Annotated in this window: 19 protein-coding genes and 4 pseudogenes; 14 read left to right on the forward strand and 9 right to left on the reverse strand. The window is 68.4% G+C overall.

Annotated elements, in window-relative coordinates; translation table 11 throughout:
- Window positions 1-135: 135 nt before the first annotated feature.
- The 4 genes from ABFB10_RS18320 to ABFB10_RS18335 all read right to left on the reverse strand — a co-directional run bounded on the left by ABFB10_RS18320 (window position 136) and on the right by ABFB10_RS18335 (window position 4,567).
- A complete protein-coding gene (locus tag ABFB10_RS18320) occupies window positions 136-834 on the reverse strand; it encodes a P-loop NTPase family protein (protein WP_347167589.1) in 699 nt (232 codons plus the stop codon).
- Complete coding sequence (locus ABFB10_RS18325; protein ID WP_347167590.1) at window positions 831-1,901, reverse strand: AI-2E family transporter; 1,071 nt, start codon at window positions 1,899-1,901, stop codon at window positions 831-833. The genes ABFB10_RS18320 and ABFB10_RS18325 overlap by 4 nt, the downstream gene beginning before the upstream one ends.
- A gap of 411 nt (window positions 1,902-2,312) precedes the next feature.
- Entirely contained in the window at window positions 2,313-3,032 is a 720-nt protein-coding gene (locus tag ABFB10_RS18330) for a hypothetical protein (RefSeq protein WP_347167591.1), read from the reverse strand.
- Entirely contained in the window at window positions 3,023-4,567 is a 1,545-nt protein-coding gene (locus tag ABFB10_RS18335) for a trypsin-like peptidase domain-containing protein (RefSeq protein WP_347167592.1), read from the reverse strand. The genes ABFB10_RS18330 and ABFB10_RS18335 overlap by 10 nt, the downstream gene beginning before the upstream one ends.
- Window positions 4,568-4,817: 250 nt before the next feature.
- Between ABFB10_RS18335 and proS the strand changes: the two are divergent.
- Together proS and ABFB10_RS18345 are read left to right on the forward strand one after the other, a co-directional pair.
- Window positions 4,818-6,157, forward strand: a pseudogene (gene proS, locus ABFB10_RS18340) (proline--tRNA ligase).
- 477 nt (window positions 6,158-6,634) lie between these two features.
- Window positions 6,635-7,171 carry a DUF2937 family protein gene (locus tag ABFB10_RS18345; RefSeq protein WP_347167593.1) on the forward strand — a complete coding sequence of 179 codons (537 nt, stop codon included), beginning with the start codon at window positions 6,635-6,637 and terminating at the stop codon, window positions 7,169-7,171.
- 278 nt (window positions 7,172-7,449) lie between these two features.
- On the opposite strand, the pseudogene glmM reads toward ABFB10_RS18345, so the two are convergent.
- From glmM to ABFB10_RS18360, 3 genes and pseudogenes are all read right to left on the reverse strand, one after another.
- Window positions 7,450-8,794, reverse strand: a pseudogene (glmM, locus tag ABFB10_RS18350) (phosphoglucosamine mutase).
- A 1-nt stretch (window position 8,795) separates the two neighbouring features.
- Window positions 8,796-9,806, reverse strand: coding sequence for a dihydropteroate synthase (gene folP / locus ABFB10_RS18355; RefSeq protein ID WP_347167594.1), 1,011 nt, complete (start codon window positions 9,804-9,806; stop codon window positions 8,796-8,798).
- A 163-nt stretch (window positions 9,807-9,969) separates the two neighbouring features.
- Window positions 9,970-10,908 carry a dihydroneopterin aldolase gene (locus tag ABFB10_RS18360; RefSeq protein ID WP_347167595.1) on the reverse strand — a complete coding sequence of 313 codons (939 nt, stop codon included), beginning with the start codon at window positions 10,906-10,908 and terminating at the stop codon, window positions 9,970-9,972.
- A 212-nt stretch (window positions 10,909-11,120) separates the two neighbouring features.
- On the opposite strand from ABFB10_RS18360, the gene frr reads away from it, so the two are divergent.
- The 12 genes and pseudogenes from frr (at window position 11,121) to lpxB (ending at window position 22,602) form a co-directional block, all read left to right on the forward strand.
- Window positions 11,121-11,684: a ribosome recycling factor gene (gene frr / locus ABFB10_RS18365; RefSeq protein ID WP_347167596.1), complete on the forward strand. Its 564-nt coding sequence runs from the start codon at window positions 11,121-11,123 to the stop codon at window positions 11,682-11,684.
- A gap of 127 nt (window positions 11,685-11,811) precedes the next feature.
- On the forward strand, window positions 11,812-12,537 hold the full coding sequence (uppS, locus tag ABFB10_RS18370; protein WP_347167597.1) for an undecaprenyl pyrophosphate synthase: 726 nt from the start codon (window positions 11,812-11,814) through the stop codon (window positions 12,535-12,537).
- Window positions 12,534-13,319, forward strand: coding sequence for a phosphatidate cytidylyltransferase (locus ABFB10_RS18375; protein ID WP_347167598.1), 786 nt, complete (start codon window positions 12,534-12,536; stop codon window positions 13,317-13,319). The genes uppS and ABFB10_RS18375 overlap by 4 nt, the downstream gene beginning before the upstream one ends.
- Window positions 13,319-14,485, forward strand: a complete 1,167-nt coding sequence (dxr, locus tag ABFB10_RS18380; RefSeq protein ID WP_347167599.1) for a 1-deoxy-D-xylulose-5-phosphate reductoisomerase — start codon at window positions 13,319-13,321, stop codon at window positions 14,483-14,485. Before ABFB10_RS18375 ends, dxr begins: the two co-directional genes overlap by 1 nt.
- Before the next feature lie 16 nt (window positions 14,486-14,501).
- Window positions 14,502-15,846: pseudogene (gene rseP / locus ABFB10_RS18385) on the forward strand (RIP metalloprotease RseP).
- A gap of 82 nt (window positions 15,847-15,928) precedes the next feature.
- The gene (locus tag ABFB10_RS18390) at window positions 15,929-16,060 is read left to right on the forward strand and encodes a hypothetical protein (protein ID WP_347167600.1); all 132 of its coding nucleotides are present in this window, start codon (window positions 15,929-15,931) and stop codon (window positions 16,058-16,060) included.
- 265 nt (window positions 16,061-16,325) lie between these two features.
- Complete coding sequence (gene bamA / locus ABFB10_RS18395) at window positions 16,326-18,593, forward strand: outer membrane protein assembly factor BamA (RefSeq protein ID WP_347167601.1); 2,268 nt, start codon at window positions 16,326-16,328, stop codon at window positions 18,591-18,593.
- 7 nt (window positions 18,594-18,600) lie between these two features.
- Complete coding sequence (locus ABFB10_RS18400; RefSeq protein ID WP_347167602.1) at window positions 18,601-19,245, forward strand: OmpH/Skp family outer membrane protein; 645 nt, start codon at window positions 18,601-18,603, stop codon at window positions 19,243-19,245.
- Between the two features lie 103 nt (window positions 19,246-19,348).
- A complete protein-coding gene (gene fabZ / locus ABFB10_RS18405; RefSeq protein WP_347167603.1) occupies window positions 19,349-19,810 on the forward strand; it encodes a 3-hydroxyacyl-ACP dehydratase FabZ in 462 nt (153 codons plus the stop codon).
- A 20-nt stretch (window positions 19,811-19,830) separates the two neighbouring features.
- Entirely contained in the window at window positions 19,831-20,619 is a 789-nt protein-coding gene (gene lpxA / locus ABFB10_RS18410; protein WP_347167604.1) for an acyl-ACP--UDP-N-acetylglucosamine O-acyltransferase, read from the forward strand.
- A gap of 33 nt (window positions 20,620-20,652) precedes the next feature.
- On the forward strand, window positions 20,653-21,441 hold the full coding sequence (locus ABFB10_RS18415) for an LpxI family protein (RefSeq protein WP_347167605.1): 789 nt from the start codon (window positions 20,653-20,655) through the stop codon (window positions 21,439-21,441).
- Window positions 21,441-22,602: pseudogene (lpxB, locus tag ABFB10_RS18420) on the forward strand (lipid-A-disaccharide synthase). Before ABFB10_RS18415 ends, lpxB begins: the two are co-directional and overlap by 1 nt.
- Window positions 22,603-22,896: 294 nt before the next feature.
- Here the strand turns inward: lpxB and tkt are convergent.
- Window positions 22,897-24,918 carry a transketolase gene (tkt, locus tag ABFB10_RS18425; RefSeq protein ID WP_347167606.1) on the reverse strand — a complete coding sequence of 674 codons (2,022 nt, stop codon included), beginning with the start codon at window positions 24,916-24,918 and terminating at the stop codon, window positions 22,897-22,899.
- A 278-nt stretch (window positions 24,919-25,196) separates the two neighbouring features.
- Entirely contained in the window at window positions 25,197-25,802 is a 606-nt protein-coding gene (locus ABFB10_RS18430) for a hypothetical protein (protein WP_347167607.1), read from the reverse strand.
- Window positions 25,803-25,850 lie beyond the last annotated feature (48 nt).

The following is a 25,850-nucleotide window of genomic DNA, read 5'->3' on the forward strand; positions in this document are numbered from 1 at the left end:
TCGCCGACAGGGAACCGCCCTGGGTTTCTTCTTGGCAAAAATACCTGTCTGGCCGGTGGGTCGCGGGCGGGCCGCTTGCGGATCTGCCCGGTCCCGTGCCCGGGTGCCGGGGCATCGGCGCCGCGCCCCGTGGCGTTACGCCGCGATCAGAGCCCGGGGCCCAGCCGCTCCAGGGCCTCTGCGGCCATGCGCCGGGACACCGCTTTCTTCGCCGCCAGCGAGATCCGCGCTCAGCGCCTCGGCCAGCGCGCGAGCGGCGCGGTAGCTGCGCGGCATGTGGCTGACGAGATAGGGGATGACATCGGGCCGCACCTGGGTCTGGTGGTCGGACAGCAGTTTCGCCAGCAGCATGGTCAGCAGCAGGTCGTCCGGTTCGGACAGCCGTGCCGCCTGCGCGCCCTGCACGCGGCTTTGCAGGTCGGGCAGGCCCAGCCGCCAGCGCGCGGGTTCGCGGGCCGCGGTCATCAGCAGCGCGTGGCCCTGCGCCAGGCAAAGGTTGTGCAGGTGAAAGAGCGCCCGCTCGCAGGCGGCGTTTCCGGCGATGGCCTCGACGTTCTCGACGCAGGCCGGTGCCTCGGCCAGCCCCGGCACGCTGTCCTCCGACAGCGCCACGGCCTCGACGATCCGGGCGCCCGACAGCGAGGCCCAGACATGCGCGAGATGCGTCTTGCCGCTGCCTTCGGGGCCGTAGACCACCATCTTGCGCGACGGCCAGTCGCGCCAGGCCTCGACCTGCGCCACGGCCAGTGCATTGGCAGGGCTGACGAAAAAGTCCTCACGCCCCAGTGCCTCGAGTGCAGGCAGGGGCAGGGGAAGCTGCTCTGGACCGCTCATGGCTCGTCGTGCTCCTGCCCGAGCCCGAGGTACAGCCGGCTGCCCTTGTAGCGATCCACAAGAAAACGCGCGACGACCCCCAGCGCGGCGGCGACAGGCACCGCCACCAGCAGGCCCACGAAACCGAAGAGCGAGCCGAAGACCGACAGCGCCAGCAGTAGCCACACCGGGTGCAGCCCGACAGAGTTGCCGACCAGGCGCGGCGTCAGCACATTGCCTTCGATGAACTGGCCGGACTGGAAGATCGCCCAGACCACGATGATCCAGACCCAGTCGCCCCAGAACTGGAACAGCGCGAGGCCGATGGCCAGCACCCCGCCAACGATGGCGCCGACATAGGGAATAAAGGTCAGCATCCCCGCCACGACGCCCACCACCAGCCCGAACTGCAACCCGACCAGCCAGAGCGCCCCGGCGTAATAGACGCCAAGGATCATGCAGACCGACCCCATGCCCCGGATGAAGCCCGCCAGCACGCGGTCGATTTCCCGCGCGAGGTGGCGCACGGTCGCGCGGTGGTCCAGCGGGATCATGGCATCGATCTTGGCCACCATCCGGTCCCAGTCCAGCAGCAGGTAGACCGCCACCACCGGCACGATGACGAACAGCGTCACGATGCTCAGCAGCGAGGCGACCGAGGCCAGCGCGGTGTTCATCAGCTCTCCGCCCTTGTCGCGGATCGCGGTGCCGACAGAGGTGATGGTTTCGCGCACGACGCTGCCCTCGGTCAGGACCGAGGGGAATTTCTCCGACAGGAAGGCCTGCAGGTCGCGGAACACCTGTGGCGCGGTATTGAACAGCGAGACCGTCTGGTTGACCAGCGTCGGGATGATCGCCAGCACCATGATGACGAAGATCAGGATGGTGACCACGGTGATCACGGCGGTCGCGGCGGCGCGCGACAGGCCCAGACGCTCCAGCCAGTCGGCCACCGGATCAAGGCAATAGGCGATGGCGCCGCCAAGGATGAACGGCAGAAGCACATTGCCCAGCGACCAGAGGACGACGGCAAAGATCAGGGCGGCGATGCCCCAGTATTTGAGCTGAGTCCTGACTGGCAAAGCCACGCTGCCTTTCTCCTGCTTCCGGTCGCTGTCTGGCGCAGGATTGCGCGTATCACCGCGCCGCGCAAAGGGAAAGTTGTTCCGAGAGGTCGGTGTCGCTTCCTGTCGCGACAGACCGCACAGGGCGCCCGGCCAGCCGGGTGGCGGCGGCGCGGCAGCCGGTGTCATGGCGCATCCCGCCGATGGGCATGGCCCTGTCGGGGCCGCGCCGGTCGCACGGCGGCGCGCCGGTCCTTGCCGTGACGGGGTCCGGAAGGGCCGGGCCTGCAGCTTTGGCGCGCCTGGCGCCCTCCGACGCCTTTGCGCGCGCCGCCATAGGCCCTGCCGCAAGGCTGTTGCCCTGAGAGGCGTCGCCGACAGGCAGACCGGCAGGCAGCCGGGCAGGCCATCGCGGGGGGCGGGGCCGGGACCGGGTCAGTCCCGGGCGAGACCGGGCAGGGGACAGCCCGCGATCCGCGCCCCGCCGTCGCGGGGCAGGATCGCCACCGCCGAGGGCAGGCCGTCGAACAGCAGCTGCACCGCCTCGACATGGCGTTCCTCGGCGGCGATGCAGCCCGAGGTCGGTTTTCCCGGCGCCCGCCAGACGTGCAGGAAGATGCAGGAGCCGCCGCGTTTCGCCGCATCGGTGGCGTTGCGGATCACCATGCCCTGCCGGTATTGCGGGATCGTCCACATCTTCTCGTGGCTGATGCCCTTGGCAAGCCTGCGGGTGGTGATGCTGTTGTAGGCGGGGCTGCGCGGGTCGTCGACGCAGGCGGTGCCTTCGGTCAGGGTGCGGCGGCGGCCCTCGGGCAGCAGCGTCGGCCCCATGCCAAAGGCCTCGCCCGCCGCAAAGATCCCGGCGGGGGTGCGCCCGTCGCCCTCGCGCTTGATCGGCTCGCTGCCCCGCGCCAGCGCGCCCTGATCGTGCGACCAGCCCAGCCCGTTGCGCCCCAGCACCATGGCGATCGGGCCGCCGACCGCCTGCCAGTCGGCGCCGGGCGTGCGCTTCCAAAGCTGCCCGGTGCCCGTGGGCGCACTCATGCCGGGGGTGGTGACCACCAGCAGACGCGCGGCGCCGGTCAGCACGGCGGGGCATTCTGCCGCCGCGCCGCCCGCCAGAAAGAGCGCCGCGAAAAGCGCCTTCAGGGGCATGTGATCCACCGCGACTTGGCCCAGGACACCCAGCCCTGCAACCCGTCCGGGGTCGAGACGAGGTGCCAGTCGCCCTGACGCGGGCCGACCATCGAGAAGCTCTCGCCCTTGTAAAGCAGGCGCAGGCGGCTACCCGAGCGCGACGAGGGCTGCGAGCGCAGGGCAAGATAGGCATCCGGCGGGCGCACGTCGTTGACGTAGCAGACCCGCAGGGTGGGCTGGCGGGTGGTCTCTCTCGGGGCCACCGGCGCGGCCTGTACGCGCGGCTGAACCGTGGGCGCGGCCTGTGCCGCCTGCATCGAAGCCTGCAGCCGCCGCGCCGCATCGCCTGCGTTGACCGCCGCCGTGGTGCCCGCGTAGTCGCGGGCCACTGCTTGCAGGGCGGTCAGCTTGGCGGCGCCTTCCGGCATCAGCAAGGCCTCGGTCAGGGCAGCGTTGGCCTGTGTCGTCAACGCGCTGGCCTGCTGGTCTTCCAGCCGCGCCAGCATCGACTGGGCGCGCTTGGCCATGTCGGTGCCGGGGTACTCTTCGATCACCGCGCGCAGGCGGGCGATCTGGGTCTCGGCCTCCGGCTCCAGCAGCGCCTCGGACAATGCGGCGCGGGCCTGCTCTGCGCGCGAGGGGGCCGGGGTGGCCGGGCCTGCGGCGGGGGCGGCGGTGCCGACCTCTTCGAAACCCAGACCGAAAGCCTCGTCGATCATCGCGATCTTGTGGCCGCCGTTGAAGCTCTCGTCCAGCCGCGACAACCCGCCCTGGTTGTGCAGCCCCACGACCGCCAGCGTCCGCGCGTCGAACAGCAGCGACCCGGACGAGCCGCCGATGCTTTCGCAGGTGTGCCGCAGCGGCGAACGGCCCGCGTCGATCTCGTCCTGACGGCGGTGGATCTGGCAGGTCCCGGTTGAATACTGCTGCGGCTCGGCGCCCGGGTGGTGGATCATGGCCAGCGACTGGTAGGGTTGCAGGTCACGGCGCATCTTCATCGGGATGTGCCCGCCCAGATCCGCATTGGCATCGCCGATCACCTGCAACAGCAGCGCGTCCAGATCCTCGTCCACCGCCATGGGGCCGGTCAGCACGCGATAGGTTCGGACCGACCCGGTGTCGTCCTTCGAGGTATAGTCGAAATTGATCCGCGCCTCCTGCACGATGGAGAAACCCGCCGCCACCAGATCGGGGTCGAAGTAGCAATGCGCGTTGGTCAGCAGCCGGTTGTCCGGCAGCAGAGCGGCGGTGCAATTGGCGACGAAGGGGCTGTCCAGCGTCATCGTGCCGCCGCCCCGCCGGATCTCGCGCGGCTTGCCGTCGGGGGTGATCAGGCAGACCTGCAACCGCCCGATGTATTTCGCCAGCCCGCGGATTTCCGGCGGCGCGCGGTTGACCGACAGCCAGAAGCCCTTTTTCTGCTCGCCGTCGACAAGCATGGACTGGAAGGCGCTGGACTGCCGGTCGATGTCGAAGCCGAAGTCGCAATCGGCGATCTGCGCCCGGGCGGGCAGGGCGGCCAGCAGGAACAGGGCGGTGATCAGAAAACGCATGGTCTCCCCGGAAATGGCTTTGCCGCAGTATGCCACGGGTTCGACGCAAGGGAAGGTGGGGATTTCCGGCTGGATGGCATCGGGTCGACGGGAAACACCGCTGCCGGGGCGGATGGGGCCGGGCCCAAGGGCGTGCTGCCGCGAAAGGCAGGGCCGCTTCGCGGGCCATCCGGCCTGCACCGCGCGCCACCCTTGTCCGCCCTTCGCCGAGCCGCTAGGGAAGGGCGAAACGCAACCGAAGGTCCCGCCCATGCGCCTGTCCCGCTACTTCCTGCCCGTCCTCAAGGAAACGCCCTCCGAGGCGCAGATCGTGTCTCACCGCTACATGCTGCGCGCCGGCATGATCAAGCAGGCCAGCGCGGGCATCTATTCGTGGCTGCCGCTGGGCTACAAGGTGCTGCGCAATATCGAGCGCATCGTGCACGAGGAACAGCAGCGCGCCGGGCATATCCCGCTGCTGATGCCGACGCTGCAATCGGCGGAGCTGTGGAAGGATCCGGTCGGTATGACGCCTACGGTCCCGAGATGCTGCGCATCCGCGACCGGCAGGACCGCGACATGCTCTACGGTCCCACCAACGAAGAGCTGATCACCGACATCTTCCGCAGCCATGTCAGCAGCTACAAGGACCTGCCGCTGACGCTCTACCACATCCAGTGGAAATTCCGCGACGAGATCCGTCCGCGCTTCGGGGTGATGCGGGGGCGCGAGTTCCTGATGAAGGACGGCTACAACTTCGACCTGACCAAGGAAGACGCGCTGCACGCCTACAACCGCCACCTCGTCAGCTACCTGCGCAGCTACGAGCGCATGGGCCTGCAGGCAATCCCGATGCGCGCCGATTCCGGCCCCATCGGCGGCGACGACACGCATGAATTCCTCGTGCTGGCCGAGACCGGCGAAAGCGAGGTCTTCTACGACAGCCAGATCACCGACCTGAAGTTCGGCGACCGCCAGATCGATTACGACTCGGTCGAGCAGTGCCAGGCGGTGCTGGAAGAGTTCACCTCGCGCTATGCCCGCACGGATGAAACCCACGACGAGGCGCTGTTCAACGAGGTGCCGGAAGAACGCCGCCGCACCGCGCGGGGCATCGAGGTCGGGCAGATCTTCTACTTCGGCACCAAGTATTCCGAGCCGATGGGCGCGACGGTCAAGGGCCCCGACGGGGCCGAGGTGCCGGTGCACATGGGCAGCCACGGGATCGGCGTCAGCCGCCTTCTGGGCGCCATCATCGAGGCCAGCCACGACGACAAGGGCATCATCTGGCCCGAGGGCGTGACACCCTTCCACTGCGGTATCGTCAACCTCAAGACCGGCGACGCCGAGGCGGACGCGGCCTGCGAGGCGCTTTATGCGTCGCTGACCGCCCCGGGGCTGGAGCCGCTCTACGACGACACCGACGAACGCGCGGGCGCCAAGTTCGCCACCATGGACCTGATCGGCCTGCCCTGGCGGATCACCGTCGGGCCGCGCGGGCTGAAGAACGGCGTGGTGGAACTGACCTCGCGCCGCACCGGCGAAAGCGAGGAACTGCCGCCCGAAGCGGCGGTGGCCCGCATCGCGCAGATCTACGGCAAGTCGGCCTGACCGGACGGGTGGCGGGCAGGGCGATCCTGTCCGCCACCCGCCCTTGCCCGGGGCCGGCTTGCATGGGGGCGCACCTCCAATGACGGTCACGGATCGAGCCGTCCTGAGACCCGCGACCTGAAGCCCTCCGTGCACCCGCCGATGTCCGCCGCCGACCCGACACCCGCCGCGCGCCCGTCGATGCCCTCCTCCGACAGATTGGATCCGACCGCGTAGATTGAAGGCGGTTCCGCCCGGACCGCCCCGGCGTCTCTGCGCGTCACGGCCTCCGCTGCCGACCCGTGCGGTCTTGCCGAATGCGCCACACAGGCATCTCGGCGGGCGCGGCTGCACGGCCCCCTTCAAAGCCCGCGCCCTTCGCCGAACCGACCCCCGGTTGTCGCGGGGCGCATATCCAGCCCATGCTGCCAATGCTTGATCCGGCCATCCTCCGCGCGGTATTCTTCCGCCGAGCAGAAAAACAAAGAGGCGCCGGAGATGATCACCCGCGCAGTGACACTGGCCGCCGGGCTGACCGGGGCCGCGGGGCTGTCGCAGTTCCCGGAATTCTCTCAGCAATACATGCAGCGCCTCGGCGGCGCGGTGGACGAGCTGTCCCGGCAGGTCGACCGTTACGGCGCCGATGCAGAGGCGGCGGGCCTGCCCATGGCGACCTACCTGCAACGGCTCGGCGCCGAGGGGCCGCTCGCACAGACGCAGGCGGCGAATATGGCCAGCGACATCGCGCGCCTCGGGGAAATGTCAGCGGCGCTGACGGCGCTTCAGGGCGCCGGCCCCTTCATGCGCGCGAAACTCGCCACGCATATCGGCGACCGCGCGGTGGCCGAACGCACCATGGAAAGCTTCAAGCCCGCCCTGCCGCTGACCTTCGAGGGGATCACCTTCGCCGGGGTGGGGTTCTTCGCGGGCTGGCTCGCTCTCGGGATCGCGCTGTGGTTCCTCAAGACCTCCTGGCGCACCGCCCGCGCGGTCCTCTTTCCGGGGCGGCGCCGCCGGACCGCGCGGCAGGGCTGAGCCGCGCCAGTCACGCCCAGCCCCCCTGAAGCCTCCGGCCCCGGGCCGGACCGGCGCACCGCCAGCCGCCCCTTTGGGGCCTGCGCGCAGGCCGGAACCCGCAACAGGCCGCACATCGCCGGACTGCAAGGTCCCGCCTCGCCCCCGGTGCGCTGCCCCTCGCTTCTTTGGTCCCGAAATACCTCGGGGGGAGGCCGCAGGCCGGGGGGCAGAGCCCCTGCGACATCGGCCAAGGACAGGCGAGCCCGCCTTCCACCCGGCGCGCGGGTCCGGGCGGCTCAGGCCACCGCCTGCACCTCGGCGACGATTCCGTCGACCACCTGCGCAAGCAGGCCCTCGTCCTCGCATTCCGCCATGACCCGGATCAGCGGTTCCGTCCCCGACTTGCGGATCAACAGCCGCCCCTTGCCGGTCAGCGAGGCCTCGGCCTCGGCGATGGCGGCCTGCACGCGGGCCTCTTCCAGCGGCAGCCCGCCCGCGCCGTAGCGCACGTTCTTCAGAAGCTGCGGCACCGGGGCGAAGCTATGCGTCAGTTCCGAGGCGGCGCGATTGGTGCGCACCATCTCGCAGAGGAACTGCAGCCCTGCCATCAGCCCGTCGCCGGTGGTGGCATAGTCGGTCATCACGATATGGCCCGACTGCTCGCCGCCAAGGTTGAAGCCGCCCGTCCGCATGGCCTCGACCACGTAGCGGTCGCCGACCTTGGTGCGCTCCAGCCGCAGGCCCCGGTCCTGCAGGAACCGTTCCAGCCCGAGGTTCGACATCACGGTGGCCACCAGCGTGCCGTCCTTCAGGCGGTCCTCCTCGGCCCAGCGGGCCGCCATCAGCGCCATGATCTGGTCGCCGTCGGCGATCTCTCCGTTCTCGTCGATCAGGATGATCCGGTCGGCATCGCCGTCGAGGCACAGCCCGACGTCGGCCCCATGGGCGACCACCGCCTCGGCGGCGCGCTGCGGCTTGGTCGATCCGCATTCGGCATTGATGTTCAGCCCGTTCGGAGAGACGCCCACCGGGATCACATCGGCGCCCAGTTCCCACAGCACCTCGGGGGCGGTCTTGTAGGCGGCACCATTGGCGCAGTCCACGACCACCTTCACCCCGTCCAGCCGCAGCCCGTGGGGCAGGGTGGACTTCACCCGTTCCTGATAGCGGAAGCGGTCGTCGTCGATGCGCTTGGCGCGGCTCGATGTTCTCGGGCGCGGCGGGGCGCACGCCGCCTTCGACCAGGGCCTCGATCTCGGCCTCGACCGCATCGGACAGCTTGAAGCCGTCGGGGCCGAAGAACTTGATGCCGTTGTCTTCCGCCGGGTTGTGGCTGGCCGAGATCATGATGCCCAGATCGGCCCGCATCGAGGGTGTCAGCAGCCCGACGGCGGGCGTCGGCACCGGCCCCAGCAGCAGCACGTTCATGCCGGTCGAGGTCAGCCCGGCGGTCAGGGCGTTCTCGAACATGTAGCCCGACAGCCGCGTGTCCTTGCCGATCACCACGCGGTGCACGCCGCCATGCTCGTTGCGGAAGTGGCGGCCCACGGCGGCGCCCAGCATCATCGCCATCTCGACGGTCATCGGATAGGTGTTGGCGGTGCCGCGCACGCCGTCGGTGCCGAAGAGTGTCCTGCTCATCTCATGCCTCTGCTTGTTCAATTGCGCGCCAGACCTTCAGCGCCTGCACGGTTTCGGTCACGTCATGCACCCGGACGATCTGCACGCCCTGCGCCGCGGCGGCCAGAGCGGCGGCCAGCGATCCCGCCACGCGTCCCGAGGGCTCGACGGCACCCGACAGGGTGCCGATGAAGCCCTTGCGCGAGGCGCCCACAAGCACCGGGCAGCCCATCCCGTGAAACAGCGAGACATTGTGCAGGAGCGTCAGGTTGTGCGCCATGGTCTTGCCGAAGCCGATGCCCGGGTCGACCACGATGCGGTCGCGGGGGATGCCGGTCCGTTCCAGCGCGGAGACCTGCCGCTCGAGGAAGTCGTAGACGTCCAGCAGCACATCGTCGTAGCGCGGATCGTCCTGCATGGTTTCCGGGTCGCCAAGCGCGTGCATGACGCAGACCGGCAGGCCGCGGGTCTGGCAGAAGCGGCCCAGCATCGGATCGTAGGTGAAGCCCGAGACATCATTGACCAGCGCCGCGCCCGCCTCGACCGCCGCCTCGGCGACGCTGGACTTCCGCGTGTCGATCGAGACCGGCACCGGAATCTCGTGACCGATGGCGCGGATCACCGGCTCGATCCGCGCGATCTCTGCCTCGGGGGGGATCGTGGCGGCGCCGGGCCGCGTGCTTTCGCCGCCGACATCGATCATGTCGACGCCCGCCGCGACCATGCCGCGCGCCCGGTGCAGCGCCGCATTGGCGGTCTGGTGGCTGCCGCCGTCGGAAAAGCTGTCGGGCGTGACGTTCAGGATGCCCATGACGTTGGCCCGCCCCATGTCCAGCCCGGCCACAGCGGCGCGCGGTGCGGTCAGGCGCTGGCGCCAGTCCGGGGGCAGGTCCTGCGCGGGCAGGGCACGGGGGGCGGTGTCGCGGCGTCGGAGCTGGACCTCGGTGAACCAGCCGGGCCCGCCCGCAAGGGGCAGGGCGCCTTCGGGGCGGTCGGGACCGAAGCGGACGATGGGCCTGTAATACTCTGTCATGGCCGAAGTGACTGACGGATCGGGCCGGTCTTGGCAAGAGACGCGGGCGACGGGCGGCAGATCCGGCTGGCAGACCGTCGCCGAAAGCGCTCACGCCATGTTACAACGGGCCGCCGCAGCCCGGGTCGGCAGCGGATTGGCGAATCCGCTGCCGGACCTCGGGTCAGAACAAGGCGTCGTGCAGCGCCAGGGCGCGCAGCGGCACCTCGGCCTGCGCCGGTGCGGCCTCGCCCAGCACGACCATCTCCGAGGCTTCCATCTCTGCCGCGAACCAGGCGGCAAGGGCGACCGACTCAGCGGGCTGCACCCCGGGGCCATGCGTGGCGTCGAGCACGATCTTCGAAGGCGCCCAGACGCAGATCTGGCCGTTCTTCATGGCCCAGTCCAGTTCCGTCCGCGTGGCAACAACCTTGCAGCGCAGGTCCCGCGCCGCCAGCAGCCAGGCGTTCTGCTCGATCGACAGCAGGTCGATGCGCCGCTGGGTCATCTTGTGGCCGGTGACCGGGGCGGGCAGGTCGGGCCGGTCGACGCAGAGGATCAGCGGCTCGGGCCGGGCCGCCAGCGCATCCAGCCAGGCCGCCAGCCGGTCATCGGCCATGGCGGCATTGGACAGGTACACCACGCGGGGATGCGGGCGTTCCTGCGCCACTTCCTGTGCCAGCGCCTCGCGATGGGCCGCCACGTCCTGCCGGGCGCGGACGATCTCGACCCCAAGGGCGCCCGGCCCGCGATCCAGCTTTTCGATCTGCACGAAGCTGCGCAGGGCCTGGGGTTCCAGCAGGATGCGCTCTGCGATCCGTTCGGCCAGGGTTTCGAGAAGGTTCACCCGCTCGGCGGCAAGCTCGTGCGCGATGGCCTCTGTAACGCGGTCGTAGGACAGGATGCGGTCGACGTCGTCGTCCAGCGGCCCGCTGAAGGGCACGACCTCGACCACCACGTCGAAGCGTATCCTTTGCCGGGTGCCGCGTTCGGCCTGAAAGGCGCCGATCTCGACCTCGACGAGGTGATCGCGCAGGCTGATACGGTCGCGCAGGCTGTCCTCTGCCGTGGCGATGGCGCGCTCGGCGGGGTGGGCGAAGGCTAGGCGGGTTTCGCTGACCATGATGTCTCTCCGGTTTCCGGCTTGCGGCCCTTATGCACCGCCCGGCCCGGCTTGGCGAGGGCAGGAGCGACGGATATGCAGGGTGGCGCGACGCGTCAGGGGGAGGTCGACAGCGATTGTCGGTGCGGGTGCCATGCTCGATTGATCTTCGCATCCCGAGGCGATAAGCCGTTTTTTCAAGGCACGACCCCTAGAACGAGGTTCTGAAACCCATGTCCGACGACTTCATGCTCGATACAGACGACCTGACCCGCCGCATGGATGGCGCGATGTCCAACCTGCGCACGGAATTTGCCTCGCTGCGGACCGGGCGCGCCTCGGGCTCCATGCTGGAACCGATCCAGGTGGATGCCTACGGCTCCATGACGCCGATCAACCAGGTCGGCACCGTGAACGTGCCGGAACCGCGCATGGTCACCATCAACGTCTGGGACAAGGGTCTTGTGGGCAAGGTGGAAAAGGCGATCCGCGAGTCGGGCCTTGGCATCAACCCGCAGCTCAACGGCACCATCATCATGCTGCCGATTCCCGAGCTGAACGAGGAGCGCCGCAAGGAGCTGACCAAGGTCGCCGCGCAATATGCCGAACACGCCCGGGTCTCGATCCGCAACGTGCGCCGCGACGGCATGGACCAGATCAAGAAGGCCAAGGCCGACGGCATATCCGAGGACGACCAGAAGCTTTGGGAATCCGAGGTTCAGGACCTGACCAACACCTATATCAAGAAGGTCGACGAGGCGCTGGCCGGCAAACAAGAAGAGATCATGCAGGTCTGAGCGCCCGGCGCGTGCCTCTGCGCGCGCCATGCCGCCTGCTTTGACCGTGCCGCCAGCTATCGGCTTTGGGTTGACCGCCCGATAGGCTACAGAGGGGGGCAGACGATTGATCTCAGGGAACAGTGTAATGTCCAGACCCCTCCGTGAAACCGATGGCCCGTGCCACGTGGCCATCATCATGGACGGCAATGGACGCTGGGCCACGCAGAAGGGGCGTCCGCGCCTCTTCGGGCACCACGCCGGTGCGCGCCGGGTCCGCGAGATCGTCGAGGCCTGCCCGGATGCCGGGGTCAAGTACCTGACGATCTTCGCCTTTTCGACAGAGAACTGGAAGCGCACCCAGGTCGAGGTGGCAGGCCTGATGAGCCTGTTCCGGCGCTATATCATGAAAGAGATGCAGGCCTTCGTGAAGGAAAACGTCCGCGTCCGCTTTATCGGCGACCGGCCCCGGCTGGATGCCAAGCTGCGCGGGCTGATGGACGAGGCGGAGCGCATGACCGGGCATTGCACCGGCACCAACCTGACCATCGCGCTCAACTATGGCGGGCGGGACGAGGTGGCGCGCGCCACCCAGCGGCTGGCGCAGGACGTGGCCGACGGCAAGCTGCACCCGGACGACGTCAACGAAGAGACGCTGCCGCGCTATCTGGACACGCATGTGCTGCCGGATCCGGATCTTGTGATCCGCACCAGCGGAGAGGCCCGGATCTCCAACTTTCTGCTGTGGCAGTCGGCCTATGCGGAATACGAATTCGTCGATACGCTCTGGCCGGATTTCTCAGCCGAGGAATTCGCGGCGCTCTGCGGCGCCTATGGCAAGCGGGACCGGCGGTTCGGCGCCGTGGGCCGATGACGCGCAAGCGCTGGTCCGACCTGAAGCCCCGGGTGATCTCGGGCCTGATCATGATCGCCATCGGCATGGCGGCGGTCTGGCTGGGCGGGGTCTGGTGGCAGGCGCTGATCGCGCTGATCTGCGGCGGCATGGTCTGGGAACTGGTGACCATGGTCGACAGCGGACGCACCAAGGCGCAGTATATCCTGGCCGCCGCAACGGTTGTCTGCGTCTTCGTCGCGATCCGCATTCCGCCCTCTTTCGCGCTGCCGCTGCTGATGCTGCCGACCATGCTGGGGTTCAGCCGGATGGAGCGGGGCGGCGTCACCTATGCGGTCACGACCATGATGATCCTGCTGGCGGGCTATTCGATGATGGCGCTGCGCAGCGACTACGGTCTGACCTGGATGCTGTGGCTGGTGGCGGTGATCGTCGCCACCGACGTCATGGGGTATTTCGCCGGGAAAAGCATCGGCGGGCCGAAGTTCTGGCCCCGCGTCTCTCCCAACAAGACATGGGCGGGCACCGTGGGCGGCTGGGTCGGCGCGGCGGTTGTCGGCGCCTTCTGGGCCGGATGGACCATCGAGGGCGCGGGGCTGATCGGCATTTCCATCGCCGTCAGCATGGCCAGCCAGATCGGCGACATTGCCGAAAGCACGATCAAGCGCAAGGCGGGTGTGAAGGACAGCTCCAACCTGATCCCGGGGCACGGCGGTCTGATGGACCGCTTTGACGGGATGCTGGGCGGGGCGGTCTTCCTGATCATCGCCGGCCAGATCGTGGGCTTTCCGTCGGGGGTCTGATGCGGCGGATTTCCATTTTCGGGGCCACCGGCTCTATCGGGCAGAACACCATCGACCTGATCGCGCGCGACCGCGACGCCTACGCGGTCGTGGCCCTGACCGGCGGGCGCAATATCGCGCAGCTGGCGAAGGACGCGCGCGCCCTGCGGGCGCAGGTGGCGGTCACGGCGCATGACGACCTCTTGCCCGAGCTGCGCGAGGCGCTGGCCGGGTCGGGCGTGCAGGCGGCGGCGGGCCGCGCGGCGCTGATCGAGGCGGCGAGCCGCCCGGCGGACTGGGTCATGTCGGCCATCGTCGGCGCGGCGGGGCTGGAACCGGGCCTGCGGGCGCTGGAGCAGGGCGCCACGCTGGCGCTGGCCAACAAGGAAAGCATGGTCTGCGCCGGGCCGCTGATGCTGCGCACGGCGCAGGCCCATGGCGCGGCCCTGCTGCCGGTGGACAGCGAGCATTCCGCCGTCTTCCAGGCCCTGATCGGCGAGGATATGGCGGCGGTCGAACGGGTGATCATCACCGCAAGCGGCGGCGCCTTCCGCGACTGGCCGCTGGAGGATCTGGCCCGGGCCACGCCGGAACAGGCCGCCACCCATCCCAACTGGGACATGGGCCAGCGCATCACCATCGACTCGGCCTCCATGTTCAACAAGGCGCTGGAAGTCATTGAAACAAGAGAGTTCTTTGCGCTGGACCCCGAGCAGATCGAGGTTGTCGTCCACCCGGAATCGATGATTCACGCGCTGGTCGGCTTCTGCGACGGCGCGCTCATGGCGCATGTCGGCCCACCCGACATGCGCCACGCCATCGGCTTTGCCCTGCACCATCCGCAACGCCGGGCGCTGCCGGTCGAACGGCTGGACCTGGTGAAGCTGGGGCAACTGACCTTCCGCGAGCCCTGCGAAACGCGCTGGCCGGCTCTGCGGCTGGCGCGCGAGGTGATGCAGGCGGGCGGTTTGTCCGGGGCGATCTTCAATGCGGCGAAAGAGGTCGCGCTGGACCAGTTCATCGTGGGGCAGATCCCTTTCACCCGCATGGCGGGGGTGGTCGAAGAGACACTCTCCTGCCTTTCGTCCCACGCGGGACACAATCGTGACCAGTTTACACTTGATATGATCCTGCAGGCTGACCATCTCGCGAGGCATACGGCCCGAGATATCGGCGGCAGGAATTGATAACGGGGGCGTTCCTTTGGACCTGATGACATTGATACCGCAGTTCGGCGGATTCCTCTGGACCGTCGTCTTCTTCGTCGTCGCGCTGTCCATCATCATCGCCATCCACGAATACGGCCATTACATCGTCGGCAAGAAATCGGGCATCTTTCCCGAGGTCTTCAGCACTGGGCTTCGGCCCGGTCATCTGGTCGCGCGTCGACCGCGACGGCACGACATGGCAGATCGCGGCCTTTCCCTTTGGCGGCTACGTCAAGTTCCGCGGCGACGCCAATCCCTCTGGCGGCATCGACGACGAGGCGCTGCGCGGGTTGAACGAAGAGGAAATGCGCCACACCATGTCCGGCGCGCCGCTCTGGGCGCGCGCGGCAACGGTCGCGGCGGGACCGCTGTTCAACTTCGCCCTGTCGATCATCATCTTCACCGGCGTCTTCATGGTCCGTGGCGAGATCGCGGAGCCCGTCACCGTGGGCGAATTGCGCCCGCTGCCGGTGCAGCAGGAATTGCAGGAGGGTGACGAGGTCATCGCCATCGAGGGCAACGCTTTGCCCTCCTTCTCGGACAGCATCGCCTACGAGGCCTACATGCAGGCGCTGCCGGAAGAGCCGCTGCTGGATTACACCGTGCGCCGTGACGGGCAGGAAACAACCGTGGCCGGCCCCTATGTCTATCCGCCCATCGCCACGCAGATCGCGCCGCGCTCTGCCGCCGGCGATGCCGGTCTGGTGGCGGGCGACGTGATCGTCAGCATCGACGGGCAAGAGGTCTTTGCCTTCGAGCAGCTCAAGGACAAGGTCGAGGGCTCTGACGGCGCGACGCTGGCGCTGCAGGTCTGGCGTGACGGCGACATCCTTGCCAAGGAGCTGACGCCGCGCCGCATCGACGAACCGCAGCCCGGCGGCGGCTTCCAGACCTTCTACCGCATCGGCATCGTCGGCGGCGTGGCCTTTGAACCGGCCACCGTGACACCGGGCTTCGGCACCGCGCTCTGGGGCGGGGTCAGCCAGGTGGGCCGCATCATGGAAGGCTCGATCTCGGGCATGTGGCACATGATCACCGGCTCGATCAGCACCTGCAACCTGTCCGGCCCCATCGGTATCGCCGAAACCAGCGGCGACATGGCGCGGCAGGGCACGACCAGCTTCATCTGGTTCGTCGCGGTGCTGTCGACGGCGGTGGGCCTGCTGAACCTCTTCCCGGTGCCGGTGCTGGATGGCGGACACCTGGTGTTCTACGCCTACGAGGCGGTCTCGGGCCGTCCGCCCAGCGACAAGGCGCTGAAGGTGCTGATGTCCATCGGCCTGACTGTTGTGCTGTCGCTGATGATCTTCGCGCTGACCAACGATCTGTTCTGTCCCTGACAACAGTTCGCCCGGTCCCTGCCAAAATTCGGTCTGAATCCGGGGGTAGGACGGTTTCCAGCAGTCAAGGGGAACCGAATCCATGCAGACCCTCTCCGCCGGATACCGCAGCATGAGCCTGCTGGTCACCATCAACTGGGACCGGCTTCTTTACATCGCGACCGTCGTCTTCGCGCTGTTTCTGGGCGCCTACCTCGGGACCGTCCTGACCTGAAACGGGCCTTTGACCCCTGCATGAACGGTACCGCCCCGCCGCACGGGCGGCCTCTGCGCGACAGAAGGGGCAAAAAGGCGACGCTGGCTTTTGACAAGCCCCTGCAATCCCGATACTCCCTTCGCGTGGGATGTCGAAGTGGATTGCGAGAATGGCCTCAGTCATTTCCGCGCGAGCAGCGCAGATTGATAAAAACAAATTTCGGGTCAGGACGGCGGTTCAGGCCGTAACCCTGTCCTTCGCCCTTGGGCTGGGCGCCGGGGTCGTGACCCTGCCAAGCCCCGCCGTGGCGCAGGCCTACAGTTTCAGTTCCGTCCGGATCGAGGGCAACCGCCGCGTCGACGCCAGCACGATCCTGTCCTACGCCGGGATCGCGCGCGGGCAGACCGTGTCCGGCGGCGAGCTGAACGACGCCTACCAGCGCGTCCTGAATTCCGGCCTCTTCGAACGGGTCGAGATCGTGCCGCAGGGCAGCACGCTGCTGATCCGCGTGGTCGAGTACCCGACGATCAACCGCATCTCGATCGAGGGCAACCGCCGCATCAAGGACGAAGACCTTGCCGCCGCGCTGCAATCGCAGCCGCGCCGCGTCTTCAGCCCCAGCGTGGCCGAGGCCGACGCCCAGACCCTGTCCGAGGCCTATGTGACGCAGGGCCGGGTGGCCGCCCGCGTGTCGCCCAAGGTCATCCGCCGCAGCGACAACCGCGTCGACCTGGTCTTCGAGGTCTTCGAGGGCGGCGTCGCCGAGGTCGAGCGCATCGGCTTCTCGGGGAACGGCAAATACACCGACCGGCGCCTGCGCCGCGTGCTGGAAACCAAGCAGGCGGGCCTGCTGCGGGCGGTGATCTCGAAAGACACCTTCATCGAGGACCGTGTCGAGTTCGACAAGCAGCTTCTGCGCGACTTCTATTCCTCGCGCGGCTACGTCGATTTCCGCATCACCGGGGTGAACGCCGAACTGGCGCAGGAACGGGACGGCTATTTCGTCACCTTCAACGTCGAGGAAGGCCAGCAGTTCCGCGTCGGCAATGTGACGGTCTCCTCGGATCTCGCCGAGGTCGATACCGCGCTGTTCCAGCGCCGCGTCAAGATGCGCTCGGGCAAGGTCTACTCGCCGGTTCTGGTCGAGAACGAGATCGCGCGGCTTGAAAAGCTGGCGATTCAGGAAGGTCTGAACTTTGTCCGGGTCGAACCGCGGATCAGCCGCAACGACCGCGACCTGTCGCTGGATGTCGATCTGGTTCTGACGCGCGGCGAGCGGGTCTTTATCGAACGCATCGACATCGAGGGCAACACCACCACGCTGGACCGCGTGGTGCGGCGCCAGTTCGACGTGGTCGAGGGCGATCCCTTCAACCCGCGCGCCGTGCGCGAGGCCGCCGAACGCATCCGCGCGCTTGGCTTCTTCGCCACCGCCGACGTGCAGGCCCGCGAAGGGTCCAGCCCGCAGCAGGTCATCGTCGACGTCGACGTCGAAGAGCAGCCGACCGGCTCGCTGTCCTTCGGCGGCTCGTATTCCACCACCGACGGCATCGGCGCCGCGATCACCTTCTCGGAACGCAACTTCCTTGGCCGGGGCCAGTTCTTCAGCTTCGGGATCAACACCGCCTCGTCCTCGCGGTCCTATTCGCTGCGCTTCGCCGAACCGGCCCTGCTGGGCCGCGACCTGTCGCTGAGCTTCGATCTGAACTACAGCGAGACGGACAACCTGAACGCGACCTTCGACACGGCGAAGGGCCTGTTCCAGCCCGCGCTGACCTTCCCGCTGTCGGAAGCGACCTCGCTGCAACTGCGCTATTCGGCGCGCTACAGCGACATCCGAAACGTCGATCCCAAGGACGACGATATCGGCGGGATCATCCAGGCCGAGGCCGCAGAGGGCGAGCGGTTCGACAGCTCGCTCGGCTATACGCTGAACTTCGATACCGCCCGCTTCGGTCTGGACGACAAGACGCGCTACCTGCTGGAATTCGGACAGGACTTTGCCGGGCTTGGCGGCGATTCCACCTATGTGCGGACCAATGTCCGCGCCGTGGCCCAGACCAAGGTCTTCTCTGAAGAGGTGACGCTGCGGGCCTCGCTCGATGCCGGTGCGATCAGCTACTCCAGCGGCAACAGCCGGGTGACCGACCGCTTCCTCGTGGGGCCGAACCAGCTGCGGGGCTTCGATTACGGCGGCATCGGTCCGCGTGAGATCGGCAACAATGTCGACGATCCGCTGGGCGGCGAATACTTCGCCGTCGCGCGTTTCGAGGCAGAGTTCCCCATCGGTCTGCCGGACGAATACGGCATCTCGGGCGGTCTGTTCTACGACGTCGGCTCTGTCTGGGGGCTGTCGGATGCCACCAAGGCCAAGGTGGCCGGCGGCAACAGCATCGTGTCCGAGGACTTCGACGCCCGCCATGTGGTCGGCTTCTCGATCTTCTGGGACAGCGCCATCGGCCCGCTTCGCCTGAACTTCTCGGAGCCGCTGAAGAAGCGGGACTTCGACGACGACCGGCGTTTCAACCTGACCGTCTCGACCCAGTTCTGAGCGGTCGATGCTGCGCCGGTTCGCTGCGATCTGCATCCTGCTGGCGGGCCTCGGCCCCGCCGGCGCCCTTGCGCAGTCGATGGGCGCGCCGCTGGACACCGGCCTGACCGACAGCCCGATCCTGGTGATCGATTTCGACAGGGTCTTCGCGCAAAGCGCCTTTGGTCAACGGCTGGAGGACACGCTTGAAAGCGAAGGCTCTGCCATTGCTGCGGAAAACCGCCGGATCGAGGCGGAACTGATCGAGGAAGAGCGGCGCCTGACCGACCAGCGTCCGACCATGCCCCCGGCAGAGTTCCGCAATCTTGCCGATGCCTTCGACGAGAAGGTGCAGCGTCTGCGCAGCGAACAGGATGCCAAGGCGCGCGCGCTGTCGGCCCGTCAGGACGAGGCGCGGCGGCGCTTTCTCAGCCTTGCGGAGCCTGCCATCGAACAGCTGATGCGGGAAACCGGCGCCGTGATGATCCTTGAACGGCGCGCGGTCTTCGTGGCCGCCGATGCGGTGGACGCCACCGACCGGGCGATCGCGCTTCTGGATCATGTGGTCGGCGACGGCGGCTCTGACGTGCTGCCGGACCTGCCCGAAGGCGCCGTCCCCGATGCGGAGCCGGCGGACGACAGGATCCCCGAGGCCCCCGCCACCGCGGACTGAAGGCAGGGCGGGAAGCGGCGCAGGCCCGACAGGCTTGCTTGCCCTGACGGGCGCGGATTGCTACGGACAAGGCACCAATAGAAAGAAAAGGCAGGCCCCGCGCATGAGTGACACGCAAATATCCGCCGACATCCAGTTGATCCAGCGGATCATCCCGCACCGCTATCCCTTCCTGCTCGTCGACCGGGTCGAAGAGATCGACGGGACGGCCAGCGCGGTCGGCCTGAAGAACGTCACCATGAACGAGCCGCATTTCCGGGGCCATTTCCCGGGTCTGCCGATCATGCCCGGCGTGACCATTGTCGAGGCCATGGCCCAGACCGCCGCCGTCATGGTGGGTGTCACGCTGGAGATGGCCGACAAGGAGATGAAGGTCTATTTCATGGCTATCGACGCCTGCAAGTTCCGCCGCAAGGTGGTGCCCGGCGACCAGCTTCGGATGAAGCTGGAGACGCTGCGCGGCAAGCCCGGCGGCAAGGTCTGGAAATTCCGCGGCGTGGCCACGGTCGAGGGTGAGATGGCCGCAGAGGCCGAGTTCACCGCGATGATGGACCTGCCGTCTTGAGCGAAACCGAAGGGGGTTCTGTGCCCGAAACCGTCATCCATCCCTCGGCTGTCGTCGAGGAGGGCGCGCAACTGGGGCAGGGCGTGCGCGTCGGCCCCTTCTGCCACGTCGGGCCAGAGGTCGTTCTGGGCGACGGCGTCGAGTTGAAAAGCCATGTCGTGGTGAACGGCAGGACCTCGGTCGGGGCGGAAACGGTGATCTTTCCCTTCGCGGTGATCGGTGAGATCCCGCAGGACCTGAAGTTCCGCGGCGAAAAGACCCGGCTGGAGATCGGCGCCCGCAACCGCATCCGTGAGCATGTCACGATGAACGCCGGTACCGAGGGAGGCGGCGGCGTCACCCGTGTCGGCGACGACGGCCTCTTTATGGCGGGCTGTCACGTCGCCCATGACGCGCAGGTCGGCAACCGGGTGATCCTGGTGAACAACGCCGCGCTGGCCGGGCATTGCGTGCTCGAGGACGACGTGATCGTCGGCGGGCTGTCGGGGGTGCATCAATGGGTGCGCATCGGGCGCGGCGCGATCATCGGCGCCGTGACCATGGTGACCAATGACGTGATCCCCTACGGGCTGGTGCAGGCACCGCGTGGCAAGCTGGACGGGCTGAACCTCGTCGGGCTGAAGCGCCGGGGCGTGGCGCGCGCGGATATCACCGCGCTGCGGGCCGCGTTCCAGATGCTGGCGCAGGGCGAGGGGGCCTTTGCCGACCGCGCCGGGAAGCTGGGCGCCGAAACGCAAAGCGACTACGTGCGCGAGATCGTCGACTTCATCCTTGGCGACAGCGACCGCCACTACCTGACGCCGGGCTGATCCGATGGCGGAACTACGGGGTCGGGGGCTGCCATGCTGGCGGTGATCGCCGGGCGCGGCAGGCTGCCCGAGGCCTTGCTGGCCGCGCTGCCAGAGCGGCCCTCGGTCTGCGCCACGGCCCATGCGCCACCCGACCGGCTGGAGCCGGACCACCTGTTCTGCATCGAGAGACTGGGCAACTTTCTGCGCTGGCTCCGGCAGCGGGGGGTGACCGAGCTGTGCATGGCGGGCGTGGTGACCCGCCCGCCGCTGCGGCTGTCCCGGCTGAGCGTCTCGACGCTTTGGGTGCTGCCGAAGATCCTGCGGGTGCTGAGGCAGGGCGAAGACGGCGCCCTGCGCGCGGCGATCGCGGTCTTCGAGGATGCCGGGGTGCGGGTTGTCGGCGCGCATGAGATCGCACCGGGGCTGCTGCCGCCCGCCGGGGTATATACCCGGGTGCAGCCCTCCCCCGTGCAGCGCCGCGACGCCGCGCTTGGCGACGGGGTGAGCGTCGAGCAGGGCAACCGCGACCTTGGCCAGTGCTGCGTGCTGGGGCAGGGCCGCGTGCTGGCCCGCGAGACGCGGGAGGGCACCGATGCCATGCTTGGCGCGCTGCCCGCCGAGGCCCGCGGCGGGCTGTTCTACAAGGCCCTGAAGCCCACGCAGGACCGCCGCGTCGACATGCCCGTGGTGGGGCCCGCCACGGCGCGGGCCTGCGTCGACGCGGGCCTCTCGGGCATGGTGATCGAAGCGGGCGGCGTGCTGGTGCTGGACCGCGAGGCGCTGGTCGAGACGCTCGACGCCCATGGCCTGTTCCTCTGGATCCGCGAAAGGCCCGCCTGATGCATGTTTTCATTACCGCCGGGGAAGCCTCGGGCGACAAACTGGGCGCGGCGCTCATGGCCGGGCTGAAGACGCTTGTGCCGGGGGTGCGCTTTACCGGCGTGGGCGGGCCGCGCATGATTGCCGAGGGGCTGGGAAGCCTGTTCCCGATGGACGAGATCAGCGTGATGGGGATCACCGAGATCCTGAAGGAATACCGCCACCTCAAGGCGCGCATCCGCCAGACCGCCGAGGCGGTGGTGACGGCGCAGCCGGACGTGCTGGTCACCATCGACCTGCCCGAGTTCTCGCTGCGCGTGGCACGGCTGGTCAAGGCGGCCTCTGACGTGCGCACGGTGCATTACGTGGCGCCGACGGTCTGGGCCTGGCGCCCGAAACGGGCGGTGAAGATGGCGGCGCATGTGGATCAGGTCCTGGCGCTGCTGCCCTTCGAACCGCCCTATATGGAAGCCGCGGGCATCCCCTGCGACTTCGTCGGCCATCCGGTCGTGACCGATCCGCTGGCCAGCGCCGCCGAGGCGCAGGCCTTCCGCGCGCGCCACGGCATCGACGGCGAGATGGCGCTTGTCCTGCCGGGCTCGCGCCGGTCCGAGATCGCGCGCCTGATGCCGGTCCTGACCGACGCGGTGCACCGCATCGCGGCTCGCGCGGCCCTGCCTGCGGCTGGTGGTGCCCATGGCGGCGAATGTGGCGCTGGCGGTGCGCGCGGCCACGCGCGACTGGCCCGGGAACCCGGTGCTGATCGACCCCGCCGAAGACCCGGACGGCGCGGACAAGCGCGCTGCCTTCCGCGCGGCGGATGCGGCGCTGGCCGCCTCGGGCACCGTCGCGCTGGAACTGGCGGCGGCGGGCACACCGATGGTGGTGGCCTACGACATGGGCTGGCTGTCGCGCCAGATCATCGGGCGGTTGCTTCTGGTCGACAGCGTGAACCTCGTGAACCTCGTCAGCGGCACCCGAACCGTGCCCGAGTTCATCGGCAAGGCCTGCCGGCCAGAGCCGATCGCGCGCGCCTTCACCGCGCTCCTGGACGCACCAGAGGCGCAACGCGAGGCCATGGCGGACACCATGCGGCAGCTTGGCCTGCATGAAGACCCGCCGGGGCTGCGCGCGGCCCGCGCGGTGCTGGACGGCCTGTCCGGCGGAACCGGCAGCGCCTGAGACGGGCCTTGCCCCGGGGAGGCAGGGCCCGGCAATCACAAGACCCCTACCGCCAAGTGATCGCATGGAGGCGAGGGGCCAGCCCCTCGCGCTCCCCGGGATATTTGAAGACAGAAGAAGGGAGGGCGAGCGTCCCTGCTTCTTTGGTCCTGAAGTACCTCGGGGGTTCGGGGGCAGAGCCCCCGTCCCGGACCTGAGTGCTTTTCAGCCCCCCCGAAAAGGAAAAGGGCCGCCCGCGGGCAGCCCTTTGGTCTCGGGATGGGGGAAGGCCGTTCCAGCGGCCTTCGCACCGCCTCAGAGCAGCTCTTTCACCTTGGCGGCGACCGCCTCTGCGGTGATGCCGAACTTTTCGTAGAGCACCTCTGCCGGGGCCGAGGCGCCGAAGCCTTCCATGCCCACGAAGCCCGCCTTCTTGGCATTGCCGCGCTCGCCGCAGAGCCAGCGGTCCCAGCCGAAGCGCACCCCGGCCTCGACGGCCACGCGCACCGGACCGGCGGGCGGCAGCACGCGGCGGCGGTAGCTTTCCTCCTGCTGCTCGAAGAGCGCCCAGCAGGGCATGGAGACGACGCGCGTGCCGATGCCCTCTGCCTGCAGCAGGTCGCGGGCGGCCAGGGCGATCTCGACCTCCGAGCCGGTGGCCATCAGGATGGCCTGCCGCTTGCCCTCGGCCTCGGCCAGCACATAGGCGCCTTTCTCGGTGAGGTTGGCGTTCTTGTGCTCGGTCCGGACAGTGGGCAGGTTCTGGCGCGTCAGCGACATCACCGAGGGTGTCGCCGTCTGCTTCAGCGCGATTTCCCAGGCCTCGGCGGTTTCCACCGCGTCGGCGGGGCGGAAGACCAGCGTGTTCGGCGTGGCGCGGCTGATGGCGACATGTTCCACCGGCTGGTGGGTCGGGCCGTCCTCGCCCGGGCCGATGCTGTCATGGGTCATGACGAAGACGGTGGGCGTCTTCATCAGGGCCGCAAGGCGCATCGCCGGGCGGGCGTAGTCGGTGAAGGCCATGAAGGTGCCGCCGTAGGGGCGCAGGCCCCCGTGCAGGCCCATGCCGTTCATCGCCGCGGCCATGCCGTGTTCGCGGATGCCCCAGTAGACGTAGCGGCCCTTGCGGTTGTCCACGTCGAAGGTGCCCATGTCGCCGGTCAGCGTGTTGTTCGACCCGGTCAGGTCGGCAGAGCCGCCGACGGTCTCGGGCATGATCGGGTTGATCACTTCCAGCGCCATCTCCGAGGCCTTGCGGGTCGCGACCTTGGGTTTGGTCTCGGAGATCTGTTTCTTCAGCGCCTTGATCACCGCCGAAAGCTTCTTCGGGGCTTCACCGGCGAAGACGCGGTGGATTTCCTTCTGGCGGCTTTCCGAGGTCTCGGCCAGGCGGGCCTCCCGGGCCTCACGCTCGGCGGCGCCGCGCGAACCGGCCTCTTCCCACCAGGACTTGATCTCGGCGGGGATGTCGAAGGCGCCGTTGGTCCAGCCCCAGGCGGCCTTGGCGGCCTCGTTCTGCTCGGCGTTGGTCAGCGCGCCGTGACCCTTCGAAGTGTCCTGCGCCGCGTGGCCCAGAGCGATATGGGTCTTGCAGGCGATCATCGAGGGCTTGCCGGTCTCGGCCTTGGCCGCCACGATGGCGGCGTCGATGGCCTCGGGGTCGTGACCGTCGATTTCCTGCACATGCCAGCCGGAGGCCTTGAAGCGTGCAACCTGATCGGTGCGGTCCGACAGCGAGACCTTGCCGTCGATGGTGATGTCGTTGTTGTCCCAGAAGACGATCAGGTGGCCCAGTTCATAGCGGCCCGCGAGGCCCAGGGCCTCCTGGCTGACGCCTTCCATCAGGCAGCCGTCGCCGGCGATCACATAGGTGTGGTGGTCGATGATCTTCTTGCCGAAGCGACCGCGCAGCATTTCCTCGGCCATGGCGAAGCCGACCGAGTTCGAGATGCCCTGACCCAGCGGGCCGGTGGTGGTCTCGATGGCGTCGGCAAGGAAGTTCTCGGGGTGGCCGGCGGTGCGGGCGCCCCACTGGCGGAAGTTCTTCACCTCGTCCAGCGTGATCTGCTTGTCACCCGACAGGTAGAGCAGCGCATAGATCAGCATCGAGCCGTGGCCGGCGGACAGGATAAAGCGGTCGCGGTCGTACCAGCCGGGGTTGGCGGCGTCGAACTTCAGGTGCTTCGACCACAGCACGGTGGCCACGTCGGCCATGCCGATGGGCATCCCCGAGTGGCCGGAATTGGCGGCTGCGACGGCGTCCAGCGCAAGGGCGCGAATGGCGGTTGCGCGCATCCAGTGATCGGGATTGCGGGTGCGAAGCTCTGCGATATCCACCGTATGTCCATCCTCAAGTTTTAGCGATAACGGCTCAATATCAATGTCGGGACAAAGTGCAAGCATCGGGCGCCATGCCTCCGGTTTCGCGGGTGAGGGCCTGCCGGTAAGGCCTTGTAACGTATGGGGGGCGCAATTTCCTTTGCGCTTGTTAAACTTTACCCAAACAGCACCGGGCGTGATTCGCGCGCCGGTGACAGGTGGGACGGCAAGAGGGGTGGCATGAGCCAGATCGAAGACTTGCAGACGCGGCTCAGCCGCGCGCTGGACCGGATCGGTCAGACCGTGGAAAAAGCCGGGGCTGCAAGCGTCCCCGCGGCAGAGATCGAGGCGTTGAAGGCGCGGCTGGCAGAGGCCGAGACGGCCCTGACAGCGGCGCAGGAGGCGGCGGATGCCGCGCGGCGGAAGGCGGATGAGGATCTGGCCGCGGCTGTCGAGGCGGCGCGGGCCGAGGCTGCCGCCGATCTGGACAAGGCGGTCGAGGCCGCGCTGGCCGAGGCCGCGCCGGACCCCGAAGAGGATCCGGCAGAGCCCGCGCCCGCGGCCTCCGAACCCACCGCCGACCCGGCGGAACTGACCGCGCTGCGCGAGGCGCTGGAAGACGAGCAGATGGCCAATGCCCAGTTGCAGGAACGCCTGAGGGCGCTGAAGGCGCGGCCCGCCGGTGGCCCGTCGCCCGAGGCGGTGGCAAGGCTCGATCCCGAAATGCAGCGGCTGCGCAGGGCCAACGAGGGGCTTCTGGACAGCAGCGCCGCGCTGCGCGAGGCCAATGCGCAGGGGCTGGCCGATGCCGGTCTGATCGACAGGGCCATGGCCGCCGAACTGGAGGCGCTGCGCGCCGCGCGCGCCTCTGAGGTGGCCGAGGTCGAGGCGGTGATCGGCACGCTGGAGCCGATGCTGGCCGATGCGGTGCGAACCCGGGGGAGGCGGGC

Origin of the sequence: Ponticoccus litoralis, from assembly GCF_039769985.1 — a bacterium.
Taxonomy (GTDB): Bacteria; Pseudomonadota; Alphaproteobacteria; order Rhodobacterales; family Rhodobacteraceae; genus Ponticoccus; species Ponticoccus litoralis.

Coding starts and splice junctions, on each gene's coding strand:
- ABFB10_RS18320 (WP_347167589.1), bottom strand. CDS start 834: ATGAGCGGTCCAGAGCAGCTTCCCCTGCCCCTGCCTGCACTCGAGGCA.
- ABFB10_RS18330 (WP_347167591.1), bottom strand. CDS start 3,032: ATGCCCCTGAAGGCGCTTTTCGCGGCGCTCTTTCTGGCGGGCGGCGCG.
- ABFB10_RS18335 (WP_347167592.1), bottom strand. CDS start 4,567: ATGCGTTTTCTGATCACCGCCCTGTTCCTGCTGGCCGCCCTGCCCGCC.
- ABFB10_RS18345 (WP_347167593.1), top strand. CDS start 6,635: ATGATCACCCGCGCAGTGACACTGGCCGCCGGGCTGACCGGGGCCGCG.
- folP (WP_347167594.1), bottom strand. CDS start 9,806: ATGACAGAGTATTACAGGCCCATCGTCCGCTTCGGTCCCGACCGCCCC.
- ABFB10_RS18360 (WP_347167595.1), bottom strand. CDS start 10,908: ATGGTCAGCGAAACCCGCCTAGCCTTCGCCCACCCCGCCGAGCGCGCC.
- frr (WP_347167596.1), top strand. CDS start 11,121: ATGTCCGACGACTTCATGCTCGATACAGACGACCTGACCCGCCGCATG.
- uppS (WP_347167597.1), top strand. CDS start 11,812: ATGTCCAGACCCCTCCGTGAAACCGATGGCCCGTGCCACGTGGCCATC.
- ABFB10_RS18375 (WP_347167598.1), top strand. CDS start 12,534: ATGACGCGCAAGCGCTGGTCCGACCTGAAGCCCCGGGTGATCTCGGGC.
- dxr (WP_347167599.1), top strand. CDS start 13,319: ATGCGGCGGATTTCCATTTTCGGGGCCACCGGCTCTATCGGGCAGAAC.
- ABFB10_RS18390 (WP_347167600.1), top strand. CDS start 15,929: ATGCAGACCCTCTCCGCCGGATACCGCAGCATGAGCCTGCTGGTCACC.
- ABFB10_RS18400 (WP_347167602.1), top strand. CDS start 18,601: ATGCTGCGCCGGTTCGCTGCGATCTGCATCCTGCTGGCGGGCCTCGGC.
- fabZ (WP_347167603.1), top strand. CDS start 19,349: ATGAGTGACACGCAAATATCCGCCGACATCCAGTTGATCCAGCGGATC.
- ABFB10_RS18415 (WP_347167605.1), top strand. CDS start 20,653: ATGCTGGCGGTGATCGCCGGGCGCGGCAGGCTGCCCGAGGCCTTGCTG.